This window comes from Bacillus sp. BD59S (genome assembly GCF_007363175.1).
Taxonomy (GTDB): Bacteria; Bacillota; Bacilli; order Bacillales; family Bacillaceae_G; genus Bacillus_A; species Bacillus_A pacificus.
In genome coordinates this window covers 3,358,789-3,376,074 of the sequence record NZ_CP034686.1, presented here as the reverse complement: position 1 = coordinate 3,376,074, position 17,286 = coordinate 3,358,789, and the positions used below count along the sequence as shown (strand labels likewise).

At 36.4% G+C, this 17,286-nt stretch carries 11 protein-coding genes and 2 pseudogenes; 8 read left to right on the top strand and 5 right to left on the bottom strand.

Annotated features, from left to right (window positions below):
- The first annotated feature begins 2 nt into the window (after positions 1-2).
- The 8 genes and pseudogenes from EKQ63_RS19530 (at position 3) to EKQ63_RS19490 (ending at position 13,766) form a co-directional block, all read left to right on the top strand.
- Complete coding sequence (locus EKQ63_RS19530) at positions 3-365, top strand: hypothetical protein (RefSeq protein WP_143881431.1); 363 nt, start codon at positions 3-5, stop codon at positions 363-365.
- A gap of 227 nt (positions 366-592) precedes the next feature.
- A pseudogene (locus EKQ63_RS19525) lies at positions 593-1,807 on the top strand (hypothetical protein); the annotation flags it as partial.
- A gap of 255 nt (positions 1,808-2,062) precedes the next feature.
- On the top strand, positions 2,063-4,492 hold the full coding sequence (locus EKQ63_RS19520; RefSeq protein WP_143881430.1) for a phage tail protein: 2,430 nt from the start codon (positions 2,063-2,065) through the stop codon (positions 4,490-4,492).
- A 41-nt stretch (positions 4,493-4,533) separates the two neighbouring features.
- Positions 4,534-6,006 (top strand): distal tail protein Dit, encoded by a 1,473-nt coding sequence (locus EKQ63_RS19515; RefSeq protein ID WP_143881429.1) that lies wholly within the window; start codon positions 4,534-4,536, stop codon positions 6,004-6,006.
- Positions 6,003-12,200 carry a phage tail spike protein gene (locus EKQ63_RS30365; protein WP_223290766.1) on the top strand — a complete coding sequence of 2,066 codons (6,198 nt, stop codon included), beginning with the start codon at positions 6,003-6,005 and terminating at the stop codon, positions 12,198-12,200. The genes EKQ63_RS19515 and EKQ63_RS30365 overlap by 4 nt, the downstream gene beginning before the upstream one ends.
- Positions 12,201-12,238: 38 nt before the next feature.
- Complete coding sequence (locus tag EKQ63_RS19500; RefSeq protein ID WP_000398740.1) at positions 12,239-12,475, top strand: hemolysin XhlA family protein; 237 nt, start codon at positions 12,239-12,241, stop codon at positions 12,473-12,475.
- Complete coding sequence (locus EKQ63_RS19495; RefSeq protein ID WP_000461737.1) at positions 12,475-12,714, top strand: hypothetical protein; 240 nt, start codon at positions 12,475-12,477, stop codon at positions 12,712-12,714. Before EKQ63_RS19500 ends, EKQ63_RS19495 begins: the two co-directional genes overlap by 1 nt.
- Positions 12,711-13,766, top strand: a complete 1,056-nt coding sequence (locus EKQ63_RS19490) for an N-acetylmuramoyl-L-alanine amidase (RefSeq protein ID WP_143881428.1) — start codon at positions 12,711-12,713, stop codon at positions 13,764-13,766. Before EKQ63_RS19495 ends, EKQ63_RS19490 begins: the two co-directional genes overlap by 4 nt.
- A 53-nt stretch (positions 13,767-13,819) precedes the next feature.
- Here EKQ63_RS19490 and EKQ63_RS19485 read toward each other — a convergent pair whose 3' ends face one another.
- The 5 genes and pseudogenes from EKQ63_RS19485 to EKQ63_RS19465 all read right to left on the bottom strand — a co-directional run bounded on the left by EKQ63_RS19485 (position 13,820) and on the right by EKQ63_RS19465 (position 17,073).
- Entirely contained in the window at positions 13,820-14,077 is a 258-nt protein-coding gene (locus EKQ63_RS19485) for a hypothetical protein (protein ID WP_143881427.1), read from the bottom strand.
- Between the two features lie 236 nt (positions 14,078-14,313).
- The gene (locus tag EKQ63_RS19480) at positions 14,314-14,622 is read right to left on the bottom strand and encodes a hypothetical protein (protein WP_000534160.1); all 309 of its coding nucleotides are present in this window, start codon (positions 14,620-14,622) and stop codon (positions 14,314-14,316) included.
- A gap of 17 nt (positions 14,623-14,639) precedes the next feature.
- A pseudogene (locus EKQ63_RS30605) lies at positions 14,640-15,266 on the bottom strand (pre-toxin TG domain-containing protein); the annotation flags it as partial.
- A gap of 171 nt (positions 15,267-15,437) precedes the next feature.
- Entirely contained in the window at positions 15,438-15,788 is a 351-nt protein-coding gene (locus tag EKQ63_RS19470) for a hypothetical protein (RefSeq protein WP_000873112.1), read from the bottom strand.
- Positions 15,789-15,825: 37 nt separating this feature from the next.
- Positions 15,826-17,073, bottom strand: coding sequence for a WXG100 family type VII secretion target (locus EKQ63_RS19465; RefSeq protein WP_143881426.1), 1,248 nt, complete (start codon positions 17,071-17,073; stop codon positions 15,826-15,828).
- Positions 17,074-17,286 lie beyond the last annotated feature (213 nt).

Below are 17,286 nucleotides of genomic sequence, written 5' to 3'. Positions count from 1 at the left end.
AAATGGAAAAAACAATTGTAATAGATGGTAAGCAAGTTCGACTAAAAAGTACAGCAGCAACTGTTAAGCGTTACAAAGCGCAATTTAGACGTGATTTGTTTGCTGATATGATGGCTTTAGGAGCTATTGGTACGTTTACACCACAAGATGGTTCTCAGCCTTCTATTGACCTCTCAAATGTAGATTTAAAGAAAATAGATTTTGAAGTTATTTATGATTTAGTTTGGTTATATGCTAAAACCGCTGATCCGAATCTTCCGGATCCAGTTACATGGTTAGATGGATTTGAAGAGTTTCCCATTTATGAAATCATTCCAGAGATTAACGATATGATTCAAAGTACAATGGGAGCAAAAAAAAACTAAAGCAAAGTAATGCAGGGCAAGGGGCTTTCAGTGATGAAGAATTCACCACTGATTTGTTCCTTGCTCTTTGTTATAAAGCAAAATTAACGAGTTGGGATTTAGAAGTAATGACAATCGGTGATTGCTTTGATTATATTGCTGAATTTGCAGAAATGGAGAACCCAGACAAAGAGAAAACTCGTAAAGCAAATCAAAAAGACTTCGATTCATTCTAAGAAAGGGGTGAGATGATGGCAGGAGGAAGAATTAAAGGGATTAGTATTTCAATTGATGGTGAAACCACGGGACTTCAAAATGCGTTAAAAGATGTTAATAAGCGTAGTAATGATTTAACCAAAGAGCTTAAAGATGTTGAGCGATTATTAAAATTTGATCCAGGTAATACTGAAGCTTTAGCCCAAAAGCAACAGTTACTGACTCAGCAAATTGAAAACACTACACAAAAGCTAGATAAATTAAAGGCAGCTGAGCAACAAGTCCAAGCGCAGTTTCAAAACGGAAAAATTTCCGAAGAACAATACCGCGCATTTAGGCGTGAAATTGAATTTACAGAAGGATCGCTTAATGGCCTAAAGAATAAGCTTGGGAACATGAAGGCTGAGCAAGATAGTGTAGCAAGTTCAACAAGACAATTAGAAACATTGTTTAGTGCTACTGGGAAAAGTGTTGATGATTTTGCGGGAGCATTAGGAAATCGTCTTGTGAATGCAATTAAAAGTGGTACGGCTACAAGTCGACAATTGGAACAAGCAATAGGAATTATCGGCCGGGAAGCATTAGGAGCAGAAACCGATATAGAGAAATTACAACGAGCTCTTCGATCGGTGGATGCTGGAAACTCAATACAACAAGTGCGAAATGAATTAAGAGATTTACAGCAAGAAGCCGGAAGAACGGAGAAGAAGTTTGAAGGGCTAAAGATAGGATTAGAAAATGTCATAGGTGGTATGGCGGCAGGTGGCGGTATTGCTAGTGCGGTTGAAAAAGCAATGGATATGTCAAAGTTGCAAACGAAAATTGATATAACTTTTGATGTTCCAGAATCCTCGAAGCAATCAGTAGAGGCGGCTGTAAGAGGAGTAACCGCTTATGGTGTGGATGCGGAGGCATCATTAGAAGGTGTACGTAGGCAGTGGGCTTTAAATAAGAATGTAAGTGATGAAGCGAATGCAGCTGTTGTTAAAGGAGCAGCGGCAATCGCACAATCTTATGAAGGAATAGATTTTACTGAATTAATTCAAGAAACGAATGAAATTGGAAACGAATTAGGTATTTCGCAAGATGGTGCGCTTGGTTTAACAAATGCGTTGCTAAAAATGGGATTTCCACCTGAACAATTAGACATTATTGCTGAGTATGGAGGACAGTTAACAAGAGCTGGATATAGTGCTGAAGAAGTACAGGCAATTATGGAGGCTGGTGTTGAAACAGGTACTTGGAATTAATTTATAGTTCCCTTGTATGGTGACGTACAATGCAAAACCCCTTTAATTCAGTGAAACTCTCAAAAGAGACAATGCTGAGCGAAGCCTTTAATAAAGGAACGTGCAACGACTAGTCGAGAGACGTAGGGTGTAAGCAAATGACACTCGAAACAGGGGGCAACTCAAAGAGTTGAAGATATAGTCTAATCTATGCGGTGACGTATAGCAGTTCATAACGAACGGGCGTGACTTTGCGAATCACGTTGAATATTCATGATTGATAACCTGTTAGATGGATTAAAAGAAGGGCGTATTAAAGCGGCTGAGTTCGGTCAAGGTGTCGATAAAGCTATGAAAGAAGCTCTTGAAGGCACTAATATTTCAGCGGAACAAGTTCAAAAATGGGGTCAAGCTGTAGCTAATGGTGGTAAAGAAGGTTCAGCGGCTATGACTGAGATTGCACAAGCCTTATCACAAGTTGATGATGAAACAAAGCGTAATGAATTAGGCGTTAAATTTTTCGGAACAATGTATGAAGATCAAGGGCAAAACATTATTAATACTTTGCTGGGTGCGAAAGAAAAAACAGTTGATTTCCAAAAGAATCAAGAACAATTGAATGGTTCTATTAAAAAAATGGATGCAAATCCAGCAGTTAAGTTTCAAAAAGCAATGCAAGATTTACAAATGGCTCTAAAACCAGTACTGGGAGTAATAGCCGATGTTGTTGCTAAAATTGCTGACTGGATTTCTAATAATCCTAAACTAGCAGCCACATTGGCAGCCATTGCAGTAGCTATTGGAGTAATCGCAGGGGCGTTTATGGCTTTAGCACCAATAGTTGTCGTCATATCGGGTGTAGGGGCTGCAATGATGGGATGGGTAGCGTTAATAGCTGTGGTTGTAGCCGCTGTAGTTGCCTTAGGCGTACTAATTTATCAAAATTGGGATTCTATAAAACAATGGACCATTGATGCTTGGAATGCAATTGGAGAGTTCTTAGTAGGAATATGGGATGGGATTGTGCAATGGGCAAGTGAAGCGTGGAATAGCATTAGTGAATCCACATCAGCAATTTGGAACTCAATTAAGGAATTTTTAATAGGTATATGGAATGGCATTGTAGAGTTTGTTGTAACCTGGGGAACCGCTATTCTAGAAACGTACGTTGGTATTTGGACATCCATTTTTAATTTCTGTATGGAAATTTGGAATGGGATAGTTGAATATTTAACTTCAGTTTTGCAGGGAATAGCGACTTTCTTTACAGAAATATGGACCTCTATTTCTACTTTCTTTCAAGAGACTTGGAATGGATTAGTAGCTTTTGTAACTCCTGTTTTACAAGGGATTGCTGATTTCTTCTCTATGATTTGGAATGGTATTTCCACAGTGATCCAAGCTGTATGGAATTTCATTAGCCAATACTTACAAGCGATTTGGACGGCTATTTTATACTTTGCTACTCCACTATTTGAAAGTATCAAGAATTTTATTTCTGAGTGTTGGAATAAGATTAAATCTACTACAAGTCTTGTATGGGAAACGATTAAGAATTTCTTAGTTTCTTGTTGGAATGGACTTGTGTCATTTGTAACGCCAATCTTTGAAAAAATCAAATCTTGGATTGTTAGTGTGTGGGATACAATCAGTTCAGCGACGATGGCTGTGTGGAATGCAGTTAAGAATTTTTTACAAGCATGCTGGAATGGATTAGTCGCTATTGTAACTCCAATTTTTGATGCAATCAAAAACTGGATTGTGAACGTCTGGAATACTATTAGTTCTACTACGAGTGCCGTATGGAATGCGATTAAAAGCTATCTTTCTAGCTTATGGAATTCAATTGTTTCCACAGCAAGCTCAATTTTTAATAGCATTAAATCAGCTATTTCAACTGTTTGGAATATGATTAGTAGTGCAAGTAGTAGCGTATGGAATGGTATTAAGTCTACACTTTCAAGTATCTGGAATGGCATTAAATCCACAGCATCTTCAGTGTGGAATGGTTTAAAAGACGCCATTATGACCCCTGTTCGTTGGGTAACAAGCGCTGTTAGTGGGGCATTTAATGGAATGAAATCAGCAGTATTAGGTGTGTGGGATGGAATTAAGAGTGGTATTCGTACAGCTATCAACGGAATTATTCGTATTATTAATAAGTTCATAGATGGCTTTAACACACCCGCAGAGTTATTAAATGAAATTCCAGGAGTTAGTGCACCAACTATTCCGCATGTACCGATGCTTGCTAAAGGTGGAAAACCTGTAGGTGATGGTTCATTTATCACAGGAGAAGCCGGACCGGAGTTATTTACGAAGAAGGGGAATTCAATTACAGTTACACCTTTATCATCGAAAGAAAAATCACTCGGTATTACTGGGACTATGAATCAATTAATGGGTGATATGAGTCGGATGATGGCTAGTTCTATGAGTCAATTAGCAGGATTAAAGTCTGTTATGAGTGGTGTGTATGGAAGTATATCGAATAGTAGACAAGCCATGGCTGGTAATATCGCAAATCAAGTATTTAATTATTCATCAGGGCAAACTGGTGGTAATGAAGTAATTTCAGCACAAAGCGGCGATTTAGTAATTGAAGTACCAGTTATTTTAGATGGTAGAGACTTAGCACGCGGTACTTATCGATATACAAAAGAATACCAAGAAAGAGAAGAGCAAAGAAACTCAGCCTTTTAGGTTTGAGTTTCTTTTATTTTATAGAGAAATGGGGTGTCGAAATGAGCTCTTTTACATTTAACAACGAACGTAAAGAATTTGTCCAAATTGCAAAAGGCTTCAAAAGACCTACTTGGGCACCATTGAAAAGAAATTTATTAAGTATTCCAGGGTATCCTGGTGCAAGACTATTAAACACACAAACTGAAATACGGGTTCTTTCTATTCCTGTGGGAATTATAGTTCCTGATGGATCTGATTTAGAAACGCTGAAAGAAGAATTTGCAGGGTGGTTAATAACAGATCAACCGGCAGAACTTATTTTTGATATAGAACCAAATAGAACATATTTAGCAATTGTAGATGATAGCTTTGATCCAGATGAATTTGTAGCCCTTGGTACAGGAACAATTAAATTTATTTGTCCAATGCCTTATAAGTTGGGAGCTATACAAGAGAAAATACTGGCTATTGAGAAGGGGGACTTAAAAGCTTCATTACGTAACAATGGTTCTGTAGAGTCTAATCCCATTATTGATATAACTGTGGGAGCACAGAGCCCTTTCCTTGATGTATGGAATGGTGACGAATACTTTAGGTTAGGTTATCCCACAGGTGTTAAAACTCGTGTTGTGAAACAAAATGAGCGTCTCATATGGGATGAAATGAAGAGTTTAACTACTTGGAATGCTGTAACTGGTCAAATAGGAATTTATAAAAGTTCAGGGGCCATGAAGGTTTGGCAAGGGTACGCCTTTACACCTGACTCATACGGAACGGGAACAGATACCGAGTGGCATGGTCCTTTTATGAAGAGAACTATTCCTAATACAGGCGGTGTTATCCAAGATTTTAGACTTGATGTGCAAATGAGTTTTCAGTCTGAACACTGGAACAGAATGGGGAAAACTGTAGTTATGCTTTTAGATGCTAACGATAACGTAATAGTGGAACTAGCGATGGCTGATGATTATATGAGCCATGAAATGACAACAGCACAAGCAATTATTGATTCAGGAGGTTCTAGAAAGTGGATCTCTGACGAAATGGGAATGTACTCTGATACATTTAACGACTTCAGAGGACATGTTGCAGTAGCTCGCAGGGGCAAAGAATGGAGTTTCTATTTTGCTAAATATCGAAAGAATACGGAGATAGATGATGCTAGTTTTGTCCGTACATGGAGAGATGAGTCTCACAGTAATCCTATGACAGCTAGACCAGTAGCCAAAATAGCTGTAGGATGTATTGTTTATGGTTCTAATCCACCAGTTGATATTGCATTTATTGAAGATGTTAAGTTTTGGAAGGTAAACACTCTAACCATAGATGAGACTCCTTATATTTTTGATATAGGAGATAAAATACAAATAGATACTGAAAGATCATTAGTAACAATTAACGGAAAAAATGTGATTGGATTGAAAGACATATTCAGTTCATTTCCTATTGTAAAAAGAGGGATGAATGAAATTATAGTACGCCCAGCTAATATAGGAATAGCAAAACTAAGCTATAGGGAGCGATTTAGATGAGAAGACCAAGTGGAATCTTACATATTGTTGATTTTAAAACTAGTCAAATCGTTTCAGCTATACAACCGAAAGATTATTGGGATGACAAACGCCATTGGGAAATCAAGAATAATATAGATACATTAGAGTTTAGGGTGTTTGATAATACAGAACATGCGACAACGCTTTTACAACAAAATTTAGTATTAAAAGAAGTGCGTGATGGTCGAATTGTTCCATATGTAATAACTGAAGCGGAAAAAGATTCTAAAGATAGGTCAGTGGTTGCTTATGCATCTGGTGAATGGATTCAGCTTGCCAAAGCAGGGATTATTAATCCGCAAAAAATTGAAGGTAAAACGTTAAATGAATGTATGGGAATTGCTCTTGCAGGTACTAAGTGGAAAATAGGTAAAACAGAGCATAATGGATCACATTCTATGACGGTTGATGAATTTACTGATCCACTGACATTTCTTAAACAGATTGCTTCTTCATTTGAATTAGAAATTCAATATCGTGCTGAAGTTGTAGGATCTCAAATCGTTGGTCGTTATGTAGATATGGTCAAGAAGCGAGGACGAGATACAAAGAAAGAAGTAACTCTTGGTAAAGATTTAATGGGAATTAAACGTATTGAGAACTCTCAAAACATTTGTACAGCCCTATTAGGCTTCGTAAAAAAAGAAGGCGGAGAATTTATTACTATTGCGGAAATAAATAACGGCGTACCTTATCTTGTGGATGACGGTGCTTTTCAACGCTGGAATGAAAAGGGGCAACAGAAATTCGGCTTCTATAGCCCAGAGACAGAGAATCAAGATATGACTCCGGAACGACTTAAAACTCTTATGAAAACAGAAATAGAAAAACGTATAAATACTTCTGTTTCTTACGAAGTTCAAGCACAAAGTATAGGGCAAGTATTTGGATTAGCACATGAATTAATTAATGAAGGCGATACAATCAGAATCATAGATAGAGGGTTCACACCTAAGTTATACCTTGAAGCACGTGCTATCGCTGGTGATGAATCTTTTAAAGACCCCACACAAGATAAGTATGTATTTGGTGATTATCGTGAAATTGTTGATTCGAATGAAGAGCTACGTAGAATGTACCAAAAAATTTTAGCATCATTACAAGATAAAGTACCTCAAGGGTGGTTTGATGCTTTAAAGGACAAAGTAAAAGATCAAAGTCTAGACATTCAAGATGCTATCAATAAGTCAAAACAAGCTCAACAGGAAAGTAAAACGGCTAAAGACTTAGCAGAAGCAACTCAAGATTACATGGAGAAAAATCTTGTAGATATTATAGAAAGTGTTAAACCACCTACTACTGATCTCAAAGCAAATAAAACACTCTGGCGTGATATTAGTAATGGTAAGCCTGGTATTTTAAAAATATGGACAGGTACAGCATGGGAATCAGTTGTTCCAGATACGGCTCCATTACAACAAAGTATTAAGGATGTTAAGAAAGATATTGAAACAGCTAAAACGGAATTAAATCAAAAGGTTCTAAGTGTGGAAGGTAAAGCGCAAGAAATAGCTGGACAAATAGTTGATGTTCAAAAGCAGGTTAATGACAAAGTTGATCAAACGTGGATTAATAATCAATTAAAAGATAAGGCTGATAAATCCGGCGTTTATACGAAAGATGAAATTAAAGATGGTTTTATAGGAAAACAAATCTATGAAACGGATAAGAATGGTAACGTTAAGAAGTTCCAGGATATTAATACATCTATTAGTCAAACAAATGAAGCTCTTAAACAAAAAGTAGAGAAGTCGGAGTTAACGAAAATTAATGATGGTTTGTCCCAGCTTGAAAGTAAAACCAATGAGATTATATCAACGGCAGATGGAACGAAGCAGACAATTTCTAATCTGAAAACTCAAGTTGATAATATTCAAGTTGGTGGGCGAAATCTATTACTAGAAACAGCTACTAAATCACATTCAGTGAAGACTGGGGAAAACAAGCAGCATACCTACTTTGATTTAGCAAAGGATGCAGCTACTTTAATGCAGGGTAAGAATCTTGCTATGAGTTTCCTGTTTACAGGTAAAGTTACTGCATGGGGAACAACGAATAAATGGGCTGGTTTCGAAGTGAAGATTACTTTCACAGATAATACATTTCATTATCCGAGTTGTCGCATAGAAAACCGCCTAACACTAGGTAAACAGTATAACCAGGAAAGATTCACAGCGAGTGCTGTAGTAATGGATAAACCTATTAAAGAGATTTCAGTTTACGCTTTAGCACGTGACTTCACGGGGGACGTGTTAATTGAAAAGCTTAAATTAGAAATTGGCACAATATCAACTGCATGGACACCAGCACCAGAAGATCAAGTATCCACAACTGATTTCACTAAAAAAACAGTAGAAATTGAGACTACTATTAAAGGAATAAATACTTCTGTATCAAATGTACAAAACGAACAAGGAAAGCTTACAGAACGAGTTACTAAATCAGAACAAACTGCAGATGGGTTTAAACAATCCATTGAATCGTTAACAAAAAAAGATAGTGAAATTAGTAATAAATTAAATACGGTTGAATCAACTCTGGAGGGCACGAAAAAGACGATTTCGGATATACAATCTGATACAAAGTCACTCAAAAAAACGACAACTGAAATTAGAGAGGAAGCAGGTAAGATTACCGAAAAACTCTCTAATATAGAAAAACGAGAAGTAAGTGTTCGAAACTATGTAATTAACTCAGATTTTTCTAATGAAAAAAATTTATGGAATGGTATTACTAATTCAACAACTTTCAAATTTATTGACGTTAATATATCAGATGCATCAGGTATTAAGAAAGGATTACAAATAACAAGCAATGCAGCTTATATCTACCAAAACTTAAGCCTAGATCAGTTTATAAAGAAAAAGGGGATGGCATCCTGTTATGTTGATGTAAAGGCTGTAACATCCACAACAGAATATCCGCGCCTATATATGAGATTCACGTATGATCAGAATGGGAAAGATCAACATTATTATGCTATTATTCAGCAAAAAGTAGTAACAAATGGTTGGAATCGAATTTCCATTCCTTTCGATACAACGAATTACACAGGTAATTTAAAAGAAGTACGTGTAAATATCGCTACTGGTAATACAACTACTGTAGATGCAACATTTACAGGGATAATGGTTACATTCGGAGACTTACTTGAACCTTGGAATCTTGCTCCTGAAGATGGGGTAACACAAGGAGCCTTTCAATCGAAAACAAACGAGATTGAAAAAAGTGTGGATGGTGTGAAAACTACTATTACAGTTATCGAGGGTAAGGGCATAGTGGGGACTAATTTAGTTTACAACTCAAGCTTTCTACAAAGAGATACAGGATTACCTGTAGGTTGGGCATTTACTCATCCTGATGTGACGAGCTTCCAAATGCCATGGGCTGACGATAAGCGTGCAGGAGTAATTCGCTTTAATCGTACTAACTTAGCGGAAACAGCCCCTAATAGCATTGTAAATGGTTTTTCTACGAAATTTTCTGTAACATTAAACCAAGAGTACACGTTCAGTGCTTACATGAAAGTTCCTAACGTAGCTACTTTTAAGTTTAAATATGCTTACATCATAGAATTTTTCAATGAAGCAGGCGTGAGAGTACAATACCAAGACGTACAACTTACAGCAGACGAATTAGCAGATATCACAACAGGCAAGTGGACACGTATAGTCAGAACTATCAAGCCAAAGACAGCAGATATCGTCTCAGGTGGATTCCGTTTAGCTTTATTCCATAATGGGGACATATACTATAGAATGCCTCAGGTGGAATTGGGGGACCGTGTTACAGGATGGAACTTATCTACTGATGACTTCTCTACTCAGCATGGACTTAATGATCTGACAGTTAAAACCAACGCTATTAAGCAAACCGTGGATAGCAATCGAGCTACAATTACTTCTCTTAGTGCAACGCAAGGTAATCACACTACACAAATCCAAAAGAATACGAGTGAGATTACCCAGTTGAACAATCAAATCAGCTCTAAAGTTTCCGATACTCAAATGCAAGATTATGTGGGTGGTCTGGGTAGTACAAACTTATATATGAACTCTGCTTTTGAAGATAGGATAATTACCCCTAGCTCTGGTATTGTTACTTCTAGAACCCCGAGCCTTAGCAAATGGAAAGTAGTAGCTACTGTATCGGGAGTAGCTGTTACACCTACAACAGCAAGGCAACATGACGGATATAATTCGGCTCAGATTCAAGCGACGGGGCTGACTGTAAATGCTTGGACAGGTATTAGTCAATTATTCCCTGTTACATCTAGCTCAGGAAAACTAGTATTATCTGCATGGGTTTTTACATATAACAAGGACGGTATAGATCAAGGTGGAGCTTTAGAGATTAAGTTCCTAAATGGTTCAACTACAGTTACAACTAGTAGTGTAGACCTAAAAGATAAGTTGAATAACGGTGCATGGACACTCGTTTCTGTTACTGCTGAGGTTCCTTCAAAAGCTGTTACTCACGTAGAGGGTTATATATGGATACGTAGAAATGGACTTATCTGGGTGTCTCAACCACAATTTCAACAAGGTGCTATACCTTCGGCATTTATGGAAAACCCGAAAGACTATGCTAACTATGATCAACTTGTAGGAGAGATTGCTAAGAAAGTAGCTACTACAGAATTTAATTCTAAGGTATCAACTCTTGAAACGAGCATAAATCAGCAGTCTAAAAGTATTGAGTTAAAGGCAGAAAAAACGGACGTTTACACAAAAAAAGAAGCTAACGGTCAATTTGGAAGTAAGTCTATTGTAGATTCTCATACAAGCTCTATTTCTTTAATGGCAGGAGAAATTACTCAACGAGTTAAAAACAATGAAGTCGCCTCTACAATCAACCAAACAGCTCAATCTGTATTGATCCAAGCTCAAAAAATTATGCTTGACGGTTACATTGAAGCGAAGCACTTGAAAGCTCAAGAACTAGTTGGGGTTACTATTAAAACTGCTCCTAACAGTGAACAGCGTTTTGTAAAACTCAATAGACAGTTCTTAGAGCTGTATGATAAAAATATTTCTAGAGCTGAATTGAAATTCTTTAATAGTCAAGATGGAACAGCTATAACGCCTGCTCTTGTGATGGGGCGTTCTAAATCAGGTGGTATTGAGGGGGCAACAGCTCTCTACCATAGAACTCCCATTGATGGGAATGGAAATGATAACTTCCGAGAATCTTATTCAACTCTAGGAGTAGTAGAATCCTATAATAGTAATTCTAATTTGTTCCTATATGGTTCAGGATTAGAACAGACTTGGGGAGGAAAAGTCCATTTATATGGTAAGGACACTGTAACTATCTCGGCTTCTCGTCAAGGTGAGATAGTAATCAAGACTGATACGGTAGCTCAAAATACTTCTATTAAAATTCAGCCGTCGCTAGATTTTGAAGTTATAGCAGGTAATAACATTTACCTGCAAGGTAACGGATACCACCTATCAACTGTAAGGACAAATCATACTTTTAGAAATGGAAATGGTAACTTCTACTTTGAAAATAAGAACAAAACCTCAGGTAACAATATGCTTTTACAAGATGACAATAACAATGCTGATCTACGCCTAGCATATATACGTATCAGAGGCTCACATGTTTCAGGATACCAAAGTGCATTACAGCTTATCCCAGTAGGTGAAAATACACCAACAGCAGGATTACAAGCAGGGAACATAAGTTACACAAGTCTGACAAACCGTTCATCTCGTAAGATTAAGTCCAATATTCGTGATTTAGAGATTAATGCCTTAGAAAAAATTATGAGCTTGAAAGTAAAGCAATATAACTTCAAAAGTGATGTAGAGAAACTCTACAAAATGAGACAGGAAGCTGAGGGAACAGGAAAGCTACACACTACAAGAGATATTCCTCTACAGTATGGTCTTATCTTGGAGGACACAGATGAAACTTTCCATGCTGATTTGGGGGATGGAATCAACCTGTACACTCTTGTAACTCTCCATTTAGATGCTACTCAAAAGATTAAGTTTATACAAGATGTTCATGAGAAAGAACTAAGTAATCTTAAATCGAAAGTTGCCAGTCAGAATAATGAAATTGAATATCTAAAATCACAAGTAGCCAGTCAAGAGGACAGAATTGCACGTCTAGAAGGATTACTACTTCAACAATTAATTGATAAGAAACCAGAGCAGCCATAAGCTGGTCTTTTTTTATTGTCTAAAAAGGGGTGATCAAAGTGGAAGGATTACAAGAAGTAAGAAGTGATGTTCAAGAAATAAAGCAAGATATTAAGGACATTCGCTTAGAGATTAAAAGTTTAGAAATGCGGACAACAGGTAACGAGAAGGACATTATCAATATCAATAAACAATTAGATAAGATTAGCGCTAATACAACTTGGATCTTACGCCTTATTGTTGGTGGGCTTATTGCGGCGGCTCTGACCTTCTTATTGAAAGGAGGTGGTATGTAATGTTTGAAATTACGGTAATGATTGGTGTTGTTGTAGGATTATCACAAATTGCAAAAACAGTTGGGATGCAAACAAAATATGTTCCGTTATTAAATTTAACGCTTGGCATTACGCTAGGCGTTTTATTTTTGTCTCAAGATATCAAAACAAATATATTTCAAGGAATTATTATTGGACTGTCAGCGAGTGGATTATTTGACCACACAAAAATTATAAAAAAGGATGCCGATGTAAAATGAAAAAGAAGTGGAAACATATTTCATCTATAGTTGTCGCTATGATTTTAGTATTATCAATTGGAACAAACGTATTTGCTGATAGGGTTTTGATTATTCCTGATTTACCAAAACAACCATACCGTAATGGTGTTGGTGCTTATGAAGGTGTTGTAGCGCATTCTACAGCTACCCCAGAAGCTCCAGCTATTAATATTCAAAAATATGAGTCTCGTACATGGCGTTCAGCTTTTGTTCACTACGCAGTTGATTGGGATGAAAAGATTCAAATTGCATCTACTAAATATCGTGCATGGGGTGCAGGTCCAGTAGCTAATGCTAGATTTGTTCACGTTGAATTGTGTGAAACAAGTGATCCGATGAAATTCAAACGTTCTTACGAACGATATGTAGAGTTAATAGGAGAAATCTTGCGTGAACGAAATATTCATCCTTCAAAAGGGTTGTGGACACATAAGGATATTACTTATAAATTAGGTGGGACAGACCATGAAGACCCACTTGATTATCTTCGTAGTCATGGTGTATCAGAGGCTAAATTCCGAGCAGACGTGTTAAAGGCTTATAATGGGAACTCTGTTACAGTGGATGCTAAACCACAAAAACCAAATGAAGTACCTGGTACAGTAGAAGTGAATGGTGTTGCGTATATTGAGGGGTACAATGTAAACCTTCGTTCTGGACCATCAACAGATAATAGTGTTATTCGTAAATTACAAAAAGGAGAGGCTTATAAAGTATGGGGTAAATTAGGGAACTGGTTAAATCTTGGTGGTAACCAATGGATTTATTATGACACCTCATACATCCGTTACAACGGGACAGATGCTTCTACTATGACTGGTAAAAGGGTTATTTCTAAAGTAGACAATTTACGTTTCTATGAATCTCCATCTTGGCAGGATAAAGATGTTGTAGGTACCGTTGCTGAAGGATTAGGGTTTACAATTGATGCAAAGGTAAGTGTTAACAAATGCCCACAATACAGAGTGCACAATAGTAAAGGGAAAACATACTATATTACGGCAAATGAAACCTATGTATATGTGAAGTGATAGGAAAAGCCGGTTCCTATTAAAGGAGCCGACTTATATATTTGTTCATTTTACTATGCTTCATATGCCATGCTATCAGGAAAGTCTTCGTTTCTTTTAAGACATCGCACAATTCTAGTACATGCACAATTAAAATAATGTTTTCTCATTGTTTCTGAATCTACTAGAGCTTGCTCTAAGTCATGAAACATTCGTTCTTTTTTATTATAATACATTTTACCTATTTTATCGGGTGATTCAGAAGGATAGTATTGATAAACAACAATCTCTTCATCTTCATATTTTTTAGTCATTAATAAACATATTGCCATATATATAGGCCTCTTTATTTATAATGAATTTTATGATTGGAGTTATCTGAGAAAAAATGATCTCCTAATTTCTATTTTGAAATTATTGGGAATGAATAGTCTTCTTTTAATAGACCGATATGGAGGTTCACTAAAAGAATTAATAGTATATGCAAAGTGGATGTTTGTAAAATAAAAGGGCGCCTTCAGATGGAACAGCCCTTTTATTTTATGGTTAGGTTACTCTATTATATCTTTTAAATAATAAATGAAATTTGATTTGGTAAATCAATATTTTTAATATTCTCCATTCCACCATGTTCATCAACTTGCTTATATATCTTAAAGGCACACTTGTAAAATAATTGAAAATCTTCCTTAGGCAAATCATCAAGTAAAACATAGCCTTCTTCAAAGGTTGTTTTATCTTTCAAAATTTTAAAACGCCATCTTTCATACATTTCTGGGTATTGCTCGCAAATATCAATAGTAGGACCAAAACTGTAAATCGTGTATTCGCTATTATCTAATTCTTTTATTATTGTAATCGTTGGGTATCTTCCCATTTCAATTCACTCCTTAATTAATCAAATGCTTTATCTAAAGGGATTTTAAAGTGTTCGTCCAGTGGGTTGAAAGGCTCTGAATCGGGAGCCTTCCAAGGGCGACCAGATTCAACCGTTTTAGCATGAGCTGTCGCATAATCAACTTTAAAAATACCTTCAAAACGAGATTCGAAATATTCGTGTTTTAATAGTTTGATATCATTTTCATGATGAATACCTTGTTCTAGGCGTTGCTAAGCTCTCGCTATCCCAAAATCAGGATCAAACTTACCAACTCTATTATCTGGTAACTGATGATCTTTAATACGTTGTATTCTTTTATCTGACCAACCAGTGTTTTTGGAAATCGCAGCAATATCAGAAGCATTACCCCTAATTTCATCGTACATTTTTGCGACCCGTTGTTCACCTTCCATGAATTGTACAACAAAACTTCTTCCTCCAGAATAAAACTTTGTTATATCTGAAGCGTGTTCTGCATTTTTAGCTGTATTTACAGCTTCAGCAGCCTTTGCAGTCATTTTTACGCCTTTCCCAATTTTTGCGATTTTTCCGACAAGTGTAACTCCTGCTACTGCCATTCCTCCAGCTAAAAACCTTTCCCAAGTTGAAAGTTTTTCGCCAGTAGAGGGATCAATACCGTTTCAAGCGCGTCGGATATACGTATTCATTTCGCTGATAATTCTCTAAGGAAAATGGATATAAAACGTAAAATATCAATCTTAATTAATAATTTCAAAGGGGAAAAAGATAGTGGGAAGAGTATGGGAAAATAAATAAAGGCGACTTCATGTAGAAGTCAGCCAATTAAATTATTACAATTCTTTATTTTTTTCTTTTTTAAATTCTTTTTGTTTGTCGAGCCAAATATGAATTAAATTTACTAATTCAATCGTTTCTATCTCGCAAAATGCACCTTTATCATCTTCGGCCAAATTGTCTAGAACGGTAGTTGTATCTTTTCGAATTTCTAAACCACAAATATTGCCGTTTACTTCCCCGTAATCCTTTTCTCCGTTTAAAACACTATGTATTTCTTCTAAAATCCAATCTCCAAAAGCGGAAACTTCAACATATACAAAGGTTCCGACAAGTTCAATTTCCTTTGGTAATCTCATGATTAATACGTCATTATCAAGCACTTCAAAACTATATTCATATTTCATTTCTAATATACTCCCTTAAATTTATTGAAAATAGAGTTTATTCTTTTGGAAAAGCAGAGATAATTTTCCCGTTGCTATCTATATACATGGTTATCTCTATACCATCTGAACCTACTCCTTTGTATGTATTACCGATTATATGCCTTTTAGTATTGTATGCTTCATTGACATTATCTACAATCTTTTGTGAGCTCCATTCTTTAGGGAAAAATGTGGAGAACCCTCCATTTGCAGTCTTAGGAGTTCCATTTACTTCTATTTTAGCTTTATAGATGCCCTGATCATTTACTATTTCTTCTGTTCCTCTAATAATTTTCCCAGGTGTATTTTCTAATGCTTCAGAATGATAACCAACTGCCTTACCACTTCTATTTATTTCACCTTCTAGGATATGTTTAAGTCCATTTGGTTTGAAGTTTTCTGTTCCTTGTAGACTAGAAATGGCTTCCTGATTAGAAAGTGGTGGCGTATGATTTTCTTCAAAAGAATTACTCTTTCCAGGACTCCCTTCACCTTTAGCAAACTGATAAGTTGATAGTTTTTCTTCGGCTTGTCTAAAAGTAGTATTGTCAAATACAGATTTGATACCATTACTACCCGCAAAAGCAAAGTTGTCACCTTTATTAAATAATTGACCAGCTTTTGATATACCTTGAGAGAATTTAGCACCTTGTGCTAGCTTTGCAGCCTTACTGACCCCTTTATCTCCAAGAAGACCTAATCCAATTTGTGTTAAAGCATACGATCCCCATCTTGCACGTGTTTCTGCATCCCCATTTATCACATCTTTATTATAAGAGTCGGATAACGCATCCCACATTGCAGGTAAAGCTTCATCTAAATGGGTGACAGTGTAGCCCATGCCTTTCCAAGTTTCCCAGTCACCTAATGCTTTTATACCGTCGATTGTATCTCCAACAGCAGCTCCTGTACCGTCTACTATACCATCCCAAACTTTTCCTAAGAAAGATTTTTCAGGTGATTTACTAGGTGTAGTTTCTTTTGGAGTCGTTACATCTTCGTTATCTGCAACGCGGAATTTTTCAGCAATTCTCTTTAATTCTTCTTCAACATGCACAAGTGCATTGATAGCTGTGAATGCGGATGGTCTTGCATTGTTAAACATTTGAACGAAGTTTTGATTCGATGCACCTGTCCATTGAAAACACATGTAATCAATTTGATTGCATAAATTATTATGTATGGATTCTAATGCATGCCTAGTATCATTAGCCCGTTTTGCAACTTGTTCTAATTCTTCAGGTGTAATTTTTATTCGAACCATTTTCTTCCTCACGCTCCCGATTAAAATTATGAGGCAAGAAGAAAAAATGTAAATATAGAAAATTCGTATTACTGTATTAAGGGGCATTTTAGAGGATAATTTTGATCATATAAATAAATTTAAAGCCCACTCGCTTGAGTCGGCTTTTTTGCTACGATATTTAAAATTTACTTTTAGATAATGCTTTTAATATAGGGTTTATGATTTTACTCA